Origin of the sequence: Flavonifractor sp. An92, from assembly GCF_002159175.1 — a bacterium.
GTDB lineage: Bacteria > Bacillota > Clostridia > Oscillospirales > Oscillospiraceae > Pseudoflavonifractor_A.
Map to the genome: position 1 here is coordinate 1 of NZ_NFGZ01000024.1, position 13,529 is coordinate 13,529.

A 13,529-nucleotide genomic window follows, 5' to 3' on the forward strand; every position below is an offset into this window, starting at 1 on the left:
ACCCCGCCCCCCGCACCCACCACCGCGCCTGCGGAGGGGGAGGTCGTCCTCCCTCCCGAGGCGGAGTAACCGAGAAAAGGAGAATCCGATATGACCCCTAAGGAACTGGCACTGGCCGCCGTCAAGGCGCTGGACAGCAAGAAGGGCCAGGACATCAAGGTCCTGGAGACCGGACACCTGACCACCCTGGCCGACTACTTCGTGCTCTGCACCGCCACCTCCACCACCCAGGTCAAGGCCCTGGCCGACACCTGTGAGAAGATGCTCAAGGATGAGGGCGAGGTGCCCCATCATGTGGAGGGCCACCGGGAGGGCGGCTGGATCCTGCTGGACTTTTCCAGCGTGGTGGTCCACGTCTTTATGGAGGAGTCCCGGAAGTTCTACGACCTGGAGCGGCTGTGGGCCGACGCCACTCCGGTGGACATCAGCGAGATCGTGAAGCCCAACTAAACCAAACCGCTGTGGGCGGGACGGCAGTTCCATTGGCCGTCCCGCCCTTTTTTGATGGAAAGGAGGATGCCGCCATGCCGGATGCCGTGGAAACCATCCGCGCCCAGCTCCTGGCGCTTCAGGACACGAATTACCGGGCCTTTCAGTGCAGGCTCATGCCCACCGTGGACCCCGCGCGGGTCATCGGGGTGCGCACGCCCGTCCTGCGGAAGCTGGCGAAAACACTGCGGGGCACGCCGGAAGGGACCGCCTTTCTAGCGGCGCTGCCACACCACTATTATGAGGAGGACAACCTCCACGGGCTTCTCCTCTCAGAGGAGAAGGACTACGCCGCCGCCGTGGCCGGCCTGGAGCGCTTTTTGCCCTTCGTGGACAACTGGGCCACCTGTGACCTCATCAGCCCCAGGGCCTTCGCCCGCCGCCCGCCGGAGCTCCCCGGCCAGCTCAAGGCCTGGATGGCCAGCGGGGAGACGTATACCGTGCGCTTCGGCCTGGGAGGCCTGCTGCGCTGGTACCTGGACGAGGCCTTCCGGCCGGAGTATCTGATGTGGGCCTGGGACGTGTGCTGTGAGGAGTACTATGTCAATATGATGGTGGCCTGGTACTTCTCCACCGCCCTGGCCAAGCAGCCGGAGGCGACGCTCCTCTGGCTGGAGGAGCGTCGCCTGCCCCGCTGGGTCCACAACAAGACCATCCAGAAAGCGATCGAGAGCTTCCGAGTACCGCCGGAGACCAAGGAACATCTGCGCGCCCTGCGCTGGAGAGCATGAAAAAACCGCCCGCCTCTTGTGGAGAGACGGGCGGTTTTTCAATGTAGTGTCAGTTCCGGGACGCGAGAGGGGAGAGGAAGAAGCCCAGCGCCCATCCCACCAGGGCGGGGACGATCCAGCCCAGCCCCAGGTCGGACAGGGGAATGAAGGAGAGCACGTCGGAGTAGGTCAGCCGCTCCAGCTCCAGCAGGATGCTGGTCAAGCCGGTGAAGAGCACTGTGAGGGGGTAGACCAGCCGTCCACCCTGGAGACGCTTGGGGAGCAGAGATAGGAGGATCAGCGCGATGGCCACAGGGTAGAGGATGTTCAGCACCGGCACCGACAGGGTGAGGATCTGGGTCAGACCGATGTTGGCGATGAAGGCGCTGACCACCGCAAAGACCACCGCCCACTGCCGGTAGCTCAGCAGGGGGAAGGTTTCGGAGAAATACTCGCCGCAGGAGCAGATCAGGCCCACGCACACATTGAAGCAGGCGATCATAAAGATCGCGGCCAGCAGCAGGTTGCCCATGGGCCCGAAGAGGGCGGCCACCAGATTGGTCAGGGCCTGAGCGCCGTCGGTGGGCTCGGGGAAAGCTCCGGCGGACAGGGCGCCGATGTGGGCCAGCATGGAGTAGATAATAAGGAGGAGCACGCCGGCGATGACGCCCGCCCGCACGGTGGAGCGGACCACCACCCGCTCGTCCTGGATGCCGCGGGCCCGGATATTCAGGCTGATGATGATGCCGAACACCAGCGCGGCGATGGTGTCCATGGTCTGATAGCCCTCCAGGAAGCCGTTGGCCACGGCATTCACCGCGCCCTCATAGGTGGGGGCGGGGGCGCCGTAGCCCTCCAGGGGGTTGAAGAGGCAACCCGCAAAGGTGATAAGGATGAGGGCGATGAGGATGGGGCACATGATCTTGCCCAGCCGGTCGGTGAGCTTCTCCGGCCGCAGGGCCATCAGAAGGGCCAGGATGAAAAAGACCACCACATAGGCCAGACGGTACAGGTCCAGGGGCGCGCCCTCCCCGGCGAAGGGGGGAACGGCCATTTCAAAGGAGGTGGTGGCGGTGCGGGGAATCGCCAGGCACGGGCCGATGGCCAGGTAGGCCAGCACGGTGAACACCCGGGAGAAGAGGGGGTGGACCCGGTCGCCCAGAGCGACGAGCCCGCCGGTGCGGGCTACGGCCACCACGCCCAGGACCGGCAGGCCCACGGCGCTGACCGCCAGACCCACCATGGCGAACCAGGTCATGGTGCCGGCGCGGGCGGCGATGCCGGGCGGGAAGATCAGATTTCCCGCGCCAAAGAACATGGAAAACAGCGTGAAGCCGACCAGAAAGAGGTCGCGCCTGCTCAAACGCTCCATTTGAATCCGTCCTTTCTGATGGTTTGCCCGGACCGGGCAGAAGGTACCCCAACAGTATAAGCGATTTTGACCAAATTGTAAACGGCGGAAGGGGAGGAATGTGGGCAAAAAACGCAGAAAGCCGGAGTAGATGGAATTTTTTAGCGAAAATGCAAAAAAGAGACCCGTCGCATCGACGGGTCTCTTTTTCCGCAGATGTAGCGATTAGCCCTGGGAAATGGCGCCCACGGGGCAGGTGTCGGCGCAGCTGCCGCAGTCGATGCAGGAGCCGGCGTCGATCTCGTAGTGCTCGTCACCCTCGTGGATGGCGCCCACGGGGCAAGCGCCGGCGCAGGAGCCACAGCTGACGCAATCGCCGCTGATCTGGTATGCCATAGGTAACACCTCCAAACTTGAACTACTCACATTGTAACATGAATTTTGAAAAAATCAATCATAAAATAAAGGCAGACTGGTTATAGTTTCAAGTGCTCGCCGGGACCCCCCGGCGGCGATACACAGAAGAAGGAGCGGATGGGATTGAAAAAAGGGACCCGTCAGGCGGCAAAGGGCCGCAAAAAGGGACTGGAAGGGCAGGCGTTCACGCCGGGGGCCCGGCGGGCGCTGCGTCTGGCGGCGGCGGGCGCGGCCGAGCTGGGCCACAGCTATGTGGGCAGTGAGCACCTGCTCCTGGGCCTTCTGCGGGAGGGGCAGGGTCCGGCGGCCCAGGCCTTCAGTCGCTCCGGCGTCACCGAGGAGAAGCTGCTGGAGGCGGTGGTGACGGCGGTGGGGCGCGGGACGCCGGGCATCCCACCCGCCCAGGGGCTGACCCCCCGTTTCCGCCGGGTCATCACCCTGGCGCTGGATGAGGTGGGGCGGCGGAAGGCCGGGGAGGTGGACACGGGCCACCTCCTCTTTGCGCTCCTCCAGGACGGGGGCGGCGCGGCGGCGGACGCCCTGGCGGTGTGCGTGCCCCAGCTGGGGCGGCTGCGGCGGGAGCTGGCGGCGGCCATGGGCGGGGAGTCCGCCCCCTCCTTCCACTCCAGCGGCCGGGCCCGCAGCGAGCGGGAGTACGGCGAGAGCGGCAAGCTCATCGAGCAGTTCGCCCGGGACCTGACCCGGCTGGCGGCGGGGGGCAAGCTGGACCCAGTCATCGGCCGGGAGGAGGAGATCGACCGGGTGGTGCAGATCCTCGCCCGCCGCCGGAAGAACAATCCCGCCCTCATCGGGGAGCCCGGCGTAGGCAAGACGGCGGTGGCGGAGGGCCTGGCCATCCGCATCGCTGCCGGGGACGTGCCGGAGGACCTGCGCCGCAAGCGGCTCTTCGCCCTGGACCTCTCCGCCATGGTGGCGGGCACCAAGTACCGGGGGGAGTTCGAGGAGCGGGTGAAAAATCTCCTGGCCGAGGTGGTGCGGGTGGGGAACATCATCCTCTTCATCGACGAGCTCCACAATCTGGTGGGGGCCGGCTCGGCGGAGGGGGCCATCGACGCGGCCAATATTTTAAAACCCGCCCTGGGCCGGGGGGAGCTCCAGGTGGTGGGGGCCACCACCACCGAGGAGTACCGCCGCTACATCGAAAAGGACGCGGCGCTGGAGCGGCGCTTCCAGCCGGTGATGGTGAAGGAACCCGATTCTGCGGGGGCGCTGGCCATCCTGCGGGGGGTGCGGGAGCGCTACGAGAGCCACCATCGCCTGCACATCAGCGACGAGGCCATGGAGGCGGCGGTCAGCCTGTCGGTACGCTATCTGGCCGACCGGCGGCTCCCCGACAAGGCCATCGACCTCATCGACGAGGCCTGCGCCCTGGCCCGACTGGAGCGGCTGTCGCTGCCTCCCACCCTCCGGGCGCTGGAGGAGCGGGTGTCCCGCACCCGCCGGGAGAAGGAGCAGGCCATCCAGAAGCAGGATTTTGAGCGGGCGGCCATGCTCCGGGACGCGGAACAGGACTTCCGCCGGGAGCTGGAGGGGGCCCGGACGGTGTGGACCAGCGGCCACGCGGTGGGCCAGGTCACCGCCGAGGACGTGGCGGCGGTGGTGTCCCGCTGGACGGGGGTGCCGGTGACGGCGCTGACCCAGGGCGAGCGGGAGAAGCTGATGGACCTGGAGGGGGAGCTCCGCCGCCGGGTGGTGGGCCAGGACCAGGCGGTGGCCGCCGTGGCCCGGGCCATCCGCCGGGGCCGGGTGGGGCTGAAGGAGCCGAACCGCCCGGTGGGGTCCTTCCTCTTCCTGGGTCCAACCGGCGTGGGCAAGACGGAGCTCTGCAAGGCCCTGGCCCAGGCCCTCTTCGGCAGCGAGGAGGCCCTCATCCGCTTCGACATGTCGGAGTATATGGAGCGCCACACAGTCTCCCGGCTCATCGGCTCCCCGCCGGGGTATGTGGGCCACGAGGAGGGGGGCCAGCTCACCGAGGCCATCCGCCGCCGCCCCTACGCGGTGGTGCTCTTCGACGAGCTGGAAAAGGCCCACGCCGACGTGTGGGGCCTGCTGCTCCAGATCCTGGAGGACGGAGTGGTCACCGACGCCCAGGGCCGCCGGGCGGACTTCCGCAACGCGGTGCTGGTCCTCACCTCCAACGTGGGAGCGGCCCGGCTCAGCGGCCGGGGCGGACCGCTGGGCTTTGCCGGGGCGGTCCCGGCGGAGGAGAGCCGCCGGGGTGCGGCTCTGGAGGAGCTGAAAAAGGTATTCCGGCCGGAGTTTCTGAACCGGCTGGACGAGATCCTGTGCTTCCGCTCCCTGGAGCGTCCCGAGCTGCGGGTCATCGCCCGGCGGCTGCTGAGTGGGGTGGAAGAGCGCATGGCCGCCCTGGGCATCACGCTGGAGGTGACCGACGGGGCGCTGGACGCCCTGGCGGAGCTGGGGTTTGACCCGGAGTACGGGGCCCGGCCGCTCCGCCGGGCGGTGCGCGCCAAGGCGGAGGACCCGGCGGCGGAGGCCATCCTCCGGGGCGAGCTGGCGGCGGGGGACCGCTGCCGCCTGACGGCCCAGGGGGCGGAGCTGGTGCTGGAGCCCCTGCCGGAGGCCCTCCCCGCCCAGACCACACCGGGGGCGGAGGTTTGACTTGACATTTCTTTCCGGGACGAATTATAATGGTGTCTGTCGAATCGCCTATGGCGAGGGGGATTTCGACGGTTCTTTCCGTCGAAATCCATAAACCGCAGTGACTGTGTGTTGCAGTCGTGTTTTGGAGGGAATCACCATGCTCGAATACCGTTCCAGCGGTATCCTGCTGCCCGTGTCGGCGCTGCCCGGTCCCTATGGGATCGGCATGCTGGGGGAGCAGGCCCGCCGCTTTGTGGATTTTCTGGCCGCCGCCGGCCAGCACTATTGGCAGATCCTCCCCCTGGTACCGCCCGGGGGAGGGGATTCGCCCTATATGTCCCCGTCGTCCTTTGCGGGCAATCCTCTGTTTCTGGACCTGGACGCGCTGGCGGAGGAGGGGCTGCTCACCCCCCAGGAGCTGGAGAGCGCCCGCTGTCCCGACCCGGACCGGATCGACTACGCCTGGCTCCACCAGACCCGCACCCCCCTGCTGCGCCAGACCTGGGAGCGGGCCCGGGAGAAGTACACCGAAAAAGTGGAGGAATTCCTGGAGGAGGAGAAGAGCTGGCTGCCGGACTACGCCCTCTTCATGGCCGTGCGGGCCAAGTATGACGGGGCGGAGCTGAAGGACTGGCCCCACGAAGTGCGCACCCGGGAGCCGGAGACCATGAAGGCCCTGAAAGAGGAGCTGGCCGACCGCTGCCTCTACTACGCCTTCCTGCAATACCTCTTCTTCCAGCAGTGGACCGCCCTGAAGAAGTACGCCAACGACCGGGGCATCCTCATCCTGGGCGACCTGCCCATCTACGTCTCTCCCGACTCTGCGGAGGTGTGGTCGGAGCCGGAGCTCTTCCAGCTGGACGAGGACTACATGCCCACTGCCGTGGCGGGCGTTCCCCCCGATGCCTTCACCGACGAGGGCCAGCACTGGGGCAACCCCCTCTACGACTGGAAGTACCACAAAAAGACCGGATACGCCTGGTGGCGCGCCCGGGGCGAGCACATGGCCCGGCTCTATGACACGGTGCGCATCGACCACTTCCGGGGGTTCCACACCTACTGGTCCATCCCCCTCAAGGCCAAGAGCGCCAAGGAGGGCCACTGGGAGCCCGGCCCCGGCATGGAGCTGGTGAAGGTGCTGGAGTCGGTGCCCGGCCTGTCTCTCATCGCCGAGGACCTGGGGGACCTGGACGACACGGTGCGGGACTTCATCGCCCGCAGCGGCCTGCCCGGCATGCGCATCCTGGTCTACGCCTTTGACCCGGTGGGGGAAAGCTCCTACCTGCCCCACAACTGCACCCCCAACTCTATCATCTACACCGGCACCCACGACACCCCTACCTTCGTCCAGTGGCTCTTTGACGAAGCCAGTCCCGCCGAGCGGGACTACGCCCTGGACTACCTGCGCCTGCGGGAGGACGAGGGCTTCGGCTGGGGTGCGGTGTGCGGCGCGTGGGCGGCTCCGTCCCGGCTGGCCATCGCCCCCTTCCAGGATCTGCTGGGCCTGGGCGCCGACGCTCGGATGAACGCCCCCGGCACCATGGGCCCCCAGAACTGGAGCTGGCGGGTGCGGGAGGCCGCGCTGAACCCCGACGTGTCCGGCCGCCTGCGCAAGGTGACCCGGACCTACCGCCGCTGCCTGTAAAGACGGAAAACGCCGCCCGATCGCATACGATCGGGCGGCGTTTTTTTAAAACTGCTCCAGCAGGAAGCGGCCGATGCTCTCCATGGCCTCGTTGGCCTTTTTGATGGGGAACATCTGGAACACATGCCACATGTCCTTCCACACCTCCAGGCGGCAGGGGATGCCACTGGCCACCAGCCGGTCCCTCAGGCGCACCGAGTCGGAGAGCAGGATCTCGTTGGTGCCCGCCTGGATGAGCACCGGCGGGAAGCCGGTGAAGTCGCCGAACAGGGGGGAGAGGTAGGGGGAGGTCAGGTCCTGGCCCTTGGCGTAGGCGGCGGTGACGGCCTGGATGTACTCCTTGGTGAGGGAGGGGTCCAGGGCGGCCCGCTCCTGGTAGGACTTGCCGCTGGCGGTCATGTCGGTCCAGGGGGACATGAGGATGAGGGAGGCGGGGAGCCGCCGCCCCATGGCCTTGAGCCGGTGGGTGAGGACCAGGGCCAGATTGCCGCCCGCCGAATCTCCGGCCAGGATGACGTCCCGGGCGCCGTAGCCCAGATACATCAGGTGGTCCCAGGCCTTTACCGCGTCCTCCACAGCGGCGGGGTAGGGGTGCTCGGGGGCCAGGCGGTACTCAAAGGCCAGCACCTCGTAGCCCGTGACGTTGGCAAGCTTCGAGGCGATGGGCCGGGAGTAGCCCAGGTTGCCGCTGGTGTAGCCCCCGCCGTGGCAGTACAGGATGGCGTGGCGGCGGTCGTGGCCCCGGCTGGGCCGGACCCAGGCGGCCTTCATGCCGGAGAGGTCGAAGGGCTCCCAGCTCATCCCCGCCATGGGGGCGGCCAGACGGCCCAGCACCTCCTGTCCTTTGCGCTGGCGCTCCAGGTCCTCGGGGTCCATGGACTCGGGGGAGGTGGCGGTGTGGATGGCCTTCAGGGCCTTCATCATGGGGGCCAGCCGCCGCTCCTCGGCGGGACGGGTGTCCTGCCGGAGCTGGGCCAGACGGAGAGGGTGATCGCTTCGCAGCTTCATAGGGGGTCCTCCTTGCTAAAGTACCCCCTATCATATCATAGGAGGCGGGAAACTGCAAATCCCGCCCCTTGTGGTTTTCAGGGGGGAATGCTACAATGACACCAGAACCAGTCCCGGCAGCGGGAGGAAGGGAAGGAGAGCCATGAAACAGCGGACGGACCCGGCGCGGAGTTGGTATAAGCTGGACAACGCGGCGGTGCTCTACTCGGCCTTGCAGCGGGAGGAGTATTCGGCCATCTACCGCTTTTCGGCGGTGATGACCGAGAAGGTGGACCCCAAAGCCCTCCAGCGGGCGGTGGACCGGACCATGCCCCGGTTTCCGGGGTTCCGGGTGCGGATCAAGAAGGGAGCCTTCTGGTACTACTTCGAGCCCAACGACGCCCCCGGTCCTTTTGTAAAGGAGGACATCTCCAACCCATGCCAGCCGGTGCGCTTTAAACAGGACGACGGCTGGCTGGTGCGTTTTTACTACTATGAGCGGCGCATCTCCATCGAGGTGTTTCACGCCGTGTCGGACGGCGGCGGGGCGCTGGTCTTTTTCCGCACCCTGCTGGCGGTGTACCTGCGGGAGATGGGCCACGCCATTCCCAACGGCCCGGGCATTCTGGACGTGGACGAGGAGCCCCGGAAAGAGGAGCTGGAGGACGCCTACGCCCGCTACGCCACGGTGCGGCCCCTCCGGGCCGGGGTGGACAAGAAGGCCTATCAGAATACCGGCACCGCCGAGCCCTTCTACACCCTCAACGTGACCATGGGCTTTGTGCCGGTGGACGCGCTGAAGGCCCGGGCCAAGGCCCTGGGGGTGTCCATCACGGAGTACCTCTCCGCCGCCCTCATCAAAGTGATCCTGGATAATCAGGCCCGGGAGCGGCCCGCCCGCCCCAAGCCGGTGGCGCTGGCCATCCCCATCAACCTGCGGGGGTGGTTCCCGTCGGAGACCCTGCGGAACTTCATCCTCACGGTCCGCCCCTGCGTGGACCCCAAGTTGGGGGAGTATACCTTTGAGGAGATCGCCACCTATGTCCACCACTATCTCCGCCTGCACATCAACCGCAAGGAGATGCAGGCCCTCCTCACCGGCAACGTCCGTTTCCAGACCAACCCGGTGCTCCAGGTCATCCCCATCTGGGTGAAAAATCCGGTCATGGCTCTGAGCTACCGTCTGGCGGGGTGCCGGCCCTACTCGGGGACCTACACCAATCCGGGCGCCTTCCGGGTGCCGCCGGAGATGGAGCCCCACATCCAGCGCATGGAGGTCATCCTGGGCCAGGCCACCAGCCCCCGGGTCCACTGCGCCTCCATCAGCTACGGCAACACCATGTGCATCACCTTCGCCGGGACGATGAAGGAGACCGACACCGAGCGGGACTTCTTCCGCTTCCTGGTGAAGGAGGGCGTCCATGTCAAGGTAGAGAGCAACCGGACGGTCCAGTCCGAGCTGATGTTTTGAGAAATGAGGTGTCGAGCATGTCCTATTGTGTCAACTGTGGTGTGGAGCTGGACGCCACCGCGTCCTTCTGTCCGCTGTGCCATACCCCGGTCGTCAACCCCAAGCAGCCGGTGGATACCGTCTCGCCGCCGCCCTTCCCCACCCGGCGGGGAGAGGTGCCCCCGGTGTCCAAGTGGGAGCTGGCCCTGCTGCTCTCCGCCATGCTGGCCTCGGTGGCGGTGTGCTGCGGGATTCTGAATCTCTTCTTCGTGCCGGAGCGCACCTGGTCCCTATACATCATCGGCGCGGCCCTGATGCTGTGGCTGTGGTTCGTGCCGCCCCTCCTGCTGCGGGGAATGCCCATGCTGGTGCGCCTGCTGGTGGATGTGTTGGCGGTGGCGGTGTATGTGCTGCTCATCGCGGTGGATCTGGACGGGATGGACTGGTATCTGTCCCTGGCGCTGCCCATCATCCTGTGGGGCGGAGCCTGCGTCTTTTTCCTGGGCGCCCTGATGGGAGGCGGAAAGCGGTCCATCCTCAGCAGCATCACGCTGGTCATCGGTACCATCGGCGTGTTCCTCATCGGTCTGGAGATCTTCATCGACCGGGTGGTGCTGGGCCGGTGGGAGCCGGGGTGGTCCCTGGTGGTGCTCACCGTCTGCGTGGCCCTGGTGATCCCCCTGGTGGTGGTCCGGCGGGTGTCCTCCCTGCGCGAGGAGGTCCGCCGCCGCTTCCATATGTAATGGGATTATACAGTGTATCCCCGAATATAATGAATAATCATGAAAACCGCTCGAAGAAAACCGCATGATTATGCAAATTCACTATTGCATTTTCCGGAGAAGGGGAGTATACTGTCACCAACAAAACAAAACCGCCCCGTTCGGCGGCGGGAATTCAGGAGGTCAACGTCATGTCTGAAGTGAAAAAAGTCGTACTCGCCTATTCCGGCGGTCTGGATACTTCCATCATCATCCCCTGGCTGAAGGAGAACTACGGGAACCCCGAGATCATCGCTGTCTCCGGCAACGTGGGCCAGGCCGACGAGCTGGAGGGCCTGGAGGAGAAGGCCATCAAGACCGGCGCCTCCAAGCTGTACGTGGAGGACCTGGTGGACGAGATGGTGGACGACGTCATCATCCCCTCCATGATGATGGGCGCCAAGTATGAGGACTACCTGCTGGGCACCGCCTTTGCCCGGCCCATCATCGCCAAGCGCCTGGTGGAGATCGCCAAGGCCGAGGGCGCCGACGCCATCTGCCACGGCTGCACCGGCAAGGGCAACGACCAGATCCGGTTCGAGCTGGCCATCAAGCGCTTCGCCCCCGAGATGAAGATCATCGCTCCCTGGAGAGAGTGGGACATCAAGAGCCGCGACGAGGAGATCGACTACGCCGAGGCCCACAACGTGCCCCTGAAGATCAACCGGGAGACCAGCTACTCCAAGGACAAGAACCTGTGGCACCTGTCCCACGAGGGCCTGGACCTGGAGGACCCCGCTTCCGAGCCCCAGTACGACAAGCCCGGCTTCCTGGAGATGGGCGTCTCTCCCGCCATGGCCCCCGACGAGGCCACCTATGTGACCATCGACTTTGAGAAGGGCTGGCCCGTGGCCGTGGACGGCGAGAAGATGAAGGCTTCCGACATCATCCGCAAGCTCAACGACCTGGGCGGCAAGAATGGCATCGGCCTCCTGGACATCGTGGAGAACCGGATGACCGGCATGAAGGACCGGGGCGTCTATGAGACTCCGGGCGGCACCATCCTGTACCGGGCCCACGAGGTGCTGGAGATGATCACCATCGACAAGGACACCGCCCACATGAAGAGCAAGCTGGCCGTGGACTTTGCCGACCTGGTGTACAACGGCAAGTGGTTCACCCCCCTGCGGGAGGCCCTGTCCGCCTTCGCCACCGAGACCCAGAAGCACGTCACCGGCACCGTGAAGCTGAAGCTCTACAAGGGCAACATCATCACCTCCGGCGTCACCTCTCCCGACACCCTCTACTCTGAGGAGATCGTCACCTTCCAGGAGAGCGACTACAACCAGAACGACGCCACCGGCTTCATCAACCTCTGGGGCCTGCCTGATACCGTGCTGGCGCTGCGGGATCAGGGCAAGCTGAACAAGTAAGGCGGCGTTCTGGTCCACGGCGGAGCCGTGGCCGGCGCGGGTGCGCCGCACAAGCGTTTTCGCGGCGCGAAAACCTTGGCGCAAGGGCGGATTCACTCCGCCCGCGCAAGTGAAATCAAAGGGGCCCCCGGCGGCTGTGCCGCTGGGGATGGCCTGCCCGACACCGTGCTGGCTCTCCGGGACCAGGGCAAGCTGAACAAGTAAAACGCATGACACTGCGGGCGGCCGCAGGCTGCCTCCTACCACCGGGTAGAGGCTGTCTGTGGTCGCCCACAATCCAGATAAGGAGCGATCACCATGAAACTGTGGGCCGGACGGTTCCAGAAAGAGACCGACACCCTGGTAAACGATTTTAACTCTTCCATTTCCTTCGACGCCCGGATGTACAAAGAGGATATCGCCGGCTCCATCGCCCACGCCACCATGCTGGGCAAGACCGGCATCATCGAGGAGCACGAGGCGGAGAAGATTATCGAGGGCCTGAAGGCCATCCTGGCCGACATCGAGGCCGGGCAGGTGGAGTTCTCGCTGGAGAACGAGGACATCCACATGAACATCGAGACCATGCTTACCCAGCGCATCGGCGACACGGGCAAGCGCCTCCACACCGCCCGCAGCCGGAACGACCAGGTGGCGGTGGACTTCCGCCTCTTTGTGAAGAAGGAGATCCCGGTCATCATCGACCAGATCGTCAAGCTGGAGGAGGTTCTGGTGAAGAAGGCCCAGGCCAACCTCCACACCGTCATGCCGGGCTACACCCACCTCCAGCGGGCCCAGCCCACCACCTTCGCCCACTACATGATGGCCTACGCCAACATGCTCAAGCGGGACATCACCCGCTTTGAGGACTGCCTGGAGCGCATGGACGAGTGCCCCCTGGGCGCCGGCGCTCTGGCCACCTCCACCTATCCGGTGGACCGGTTCCAGACCGCCCAGGCCCTGGGCTTCAGGAAGCCCACCGACAACTCCATGGACTCGGTGTCCGACCGGGACTTCGCCATTGAGTTCCTCTCCGCCTGCTCCATCCTGATGATGCACCTCTCCCGCTTCTCCGAGGAGATCATCCTCTGGTGCTCCTGGGAGTTCAAGTATGTGGACCTGGACGACGCCTACTCCACCGGCTCCTCCATCATGCCCCAGAAGAAGAACCCCGACGTGGCCGAGCTGGTGAGAGGCAAGACCGGGCGGGTGTATGGCTCCCTGGTGACCCTGCTGACCCTGATGAAGGGCCTGCCCCTGGCCTACAACAAGGACATGCAGGAGGACAAGGAGCCCGTGTTCGACGCCATCGACACCGTGGAGCTGTGTCTGCCGGTGTTCGCGGCCATGCTGGACACCCTGACCATCCGGGAGAAGAACATGCGCAACGCGGCCTCCGGCGGCTTCATCAACGCCACCGACTGCGCCGACTACCTGGTGAAGAAGGGCATGCCTTTCCGGGAGGCTTACATGATTGTGGGCAAGCTGGTCAACTTCTGCATCAAGACCGGCGAGACTCTGGACACCCTGCCGCTGAAGGACTTCCGGGCCGTGTCCCAGATCTTCGACGAGGGCGTGTACCAGGCTCTGGAGCTCAACACCTGCGTCAACGGGCGCAAAGTCTATGGTGGTCCTAGTGCGGAAAGCGTGCAGCAGCAGATCGACAACATCCAGGCCTTCCTGGCGGAGCGGAAGTAAAACAGCGGCCGCTCCGTGGGGAATTGTAACGGATTGTTGGTTGA

Annotated in this window: 11 protein-coding genes; 8 read left to right on the top strand and 3 right to left on the bottom strand. The window is 65.6% G+C overall.

Going from position 1 to position 13,529, the window contains the following annotated elements:
• Positions 1-90: 90 nt before the first annotated feature.
• Both rsfS and B5G43_RS13255 read left to right on the top strand, forming a co-directional pair.
• Positions 91-450 carry a ribosome silencing factor gene (gene rsfS / locus B5G43_RS13250; protein ID WP_087262168.1) on the top strand — a complete coding sequence of 120 codons (360 nt, stop codon included), beginning with the start codon at positions 91-93 and terminating at the stop codon, positions 448-450.
• A gap of 74 nt (positions 451-524) precedes the next feature.
• Entirely contained in the window at positions 525-1,220 is a 696-nt protein-coding gene (locus B5G43_RS13255) for a DNA alkylation repair protein (protein WP_087262170.1), read from the top strand.
• 49 nt (positions 1,221-1,269) lie between these two features.
• Here the strand turns inward: B5G43_RS13255 and brnQ are convergent, their stop codons facing one another.
• A complete protein-coding gene (gene brnQ / locus B5G43_RS13260) occupies positions 1,270-2,571 on the bottom strand; it encodes a branched-chain amino acid transport system II carrier protein (protein WP_087262172.1) in 1,302 nt (433 codons plus the stop codon).
• A 204-nt stretch (positions 2,572-2,775) separates the two neighbouring features.
• Positions 2,776-2,946, bottom strand: coding sequence for a 4Fe-4S binding protein (locus B5G43_RS13265; protein ID WP_087262174.1), 171 nt, complete (start codon positions 2,944-2,946; stop codon positions 2,776-2,778).
• Positions 2,947-3,084: 138 nt separating this feature from the next.
• Between B5G43_RS13265 and B5G43_RS13270 the strand changes: the two genes are divergently transcribed.
• A complete protein-coding gene (locus tag B5G43_RS13270) occupies positions 3,085-5,610 on the top strand; it encodes an ATP-dependent Clp protease ATP-binding subunit (RefSeq protein ID WP_087262176.1) in 2,526 nt (841 codons plus the stop codon).
• A 139-nt stretch (positions 5,611-5,749) separates the two neighbouring features.
• The gene (gene malQ, locus B5G43_RS13275) at positions 5,750-7,237 is read left to right on the top strand and encodes a 4-alpha-glucanotransferase (RefSeq protein WP_087262178.1); all 1,488 of its coding nucleotides are present in this window, start codon (positions 5,750-5,752) and stop codon (positions 7,235-7,237) included.
• Positions 7,238-7,282: 45 nt separating this feature from the next.
• Here the strand turns inward: malQ and B5G43_RS13280 are convergent, their stop codons facing one another.
• Positions 7,283-8,245 carry an alpha/beta hydrolase gene (locus B5G43_RS13280; RefSeq protein ID WP_087262180.1) on the bottom strand — a complete coding sequence of 321 codons (963 nt, stop codon included), beginning with the start codon at positions 8,243-8,245 and terminating at the stop codon, positions 7,283-7,285.
• Between the two features lie 142 nt (positions 8,246-8,387).
• Between B5G43_RS13280 and B5G43_RS13285 the strand changes: the two genes are divergently transcribed.
• The 4 genes from B5G43_RS13285 (at position 8,388) to argH (ending at position 13,485) form a co-directional block, all read left to right on the top strand.
• Positions 8,388-9,695 (top strand): hypothetical protein, encoded by a 1,308-nt coding sequence (locus B5G43_RS13285; RefSeq protein ID WP_087262182.1) that lies wholly within the window; start codon positions 8,388-8,390, stop codon positions 9,693-9,695.
• A gap of 17 nt (positions 9,696-9,712) precedes the next feature.
• The gene (locus B5G43_RS13290; protein WP_087262183.1) at positions 9,713-10,417 is read left to right on the top strand and encodes a DUF6320 domain-containing protein; all 705 of its coding nucleotides are present in this window, start codon (positions 9,713-9,715) and stop codon (positions 10,415-10,417) included.
• 170 nt (positions 10,418-10,587) lie between these two features.
• The gene (locus B5G43_RS13295) at positions 10,588-11,808 is read left to right on the top strand and encodes an argininosuccinate synthase (protein ID WP_087262185.1); all 1,221 of its coding nucleotides are present in this window, start codon (positions 10,588-10,590) and stop codon (positions 11,806-11,808) included.
• A 297-nt stretch (positions 11,809-12,105) separates the two neighbouring features.
• The gene (gene argH, locus B5G43_RS13300; protein ID WP_087262187.1) at positions 12,106-13,485 is read left to right on the top strand and encodes an argininosuccinate lyase; all 1,380 of its coding nucleotides are present in this window, start codon (positions 12,106-12,108) and stop codon (positions 13,483-13,485) included.
• The last annotated feature ends 44 nt before the right edge of the window (positions 13,486-13,529 follow it).

What these genes read in the sequence shown, in the direction of transcription:
- brnQ (WP_087262172.1), bottom strand. Translation starts at nt 2,571, where the DNA reads ATGGAGCGTTTGAGCAGGCGCGACCTCTTTCTGGTCGGCTTCACGCTG.
- B5G43_RS13280 (WP_087262180.1), bottom strand. Translation starts at nt 8,245, where the DNA reads ATGAAGCTGCGAAGCGATCACCCTCTCCGTCTGGCCCAGCTCCGGCAG.
- malQ (WP_087262178.1), top strand. Translation starts at nt 5,750, where the DNA reads ATGCTCGAATACCGTTCCAGCGGTATCCTGCTGCCCGTGTCGGCGCTG.
- B5G43_RS13290 (WP_087262183.1), top strand. Translation starts at nt 9,713, where the DNA reads ATGTCCTATTGTGTCAACTGTGGTGTGGAGCTGGACGCCACCGCGTCC.
- rsfS (WP_087262168.1), top strand. Translation starts at nt 91, where the DNA reads ATGACCCCTAAGGAACTGGCACTGGCCGCCGTCAAGGCGCTGGACAGC.
- B5G43_RS13255 (WP_087262170.1), top strand. Translation starts at nt 525, where the DNA reads ATGCCGGATGCCGTGGAAACCATCCGCGCCCAGCTCCTGGCGCTTCAG.
- argH (WP_087262187.1), top strand. Translation starts at nt 12,106, where the DNA reads ATGAAACTGTGGGCCGGACGGTTCCAGAAAGAGACCGACACCCTGGTA.
- B5G43_RS13265 (WP_087262174.1), bottom strand. Translation starts at nt 2,946, where the DNA reads ATGGCATACCAGATCAGCGGCGATTGCGTCAGCTGTGGCTCCTGCGCC.
- B5G43_RS13285 (WP_087262182.1), top strand. Translation starts at nt 8,388, where the DNA reads ATGAAACAGCGGACGGACCCGGCGCGGAGTTGGTATAAGCTGGACAAC.
- B5G43_RS13295 (WP_087262185.1), top strand. Translation starts at nt 10,588, where the DNA reads ATGTCTGAAGTGAAAAAAGTCGTACTCGCCTATTCCGGCGGTCTGGAT.
- B5G43_RS13270 (WP_087262176.1), top strand. Translation starts at nt 3,085, where the DNA reads ATGGGATTGAAAAAAGGGACCCGTCAGGCGGCAAAGGGCCGCAAAAAG.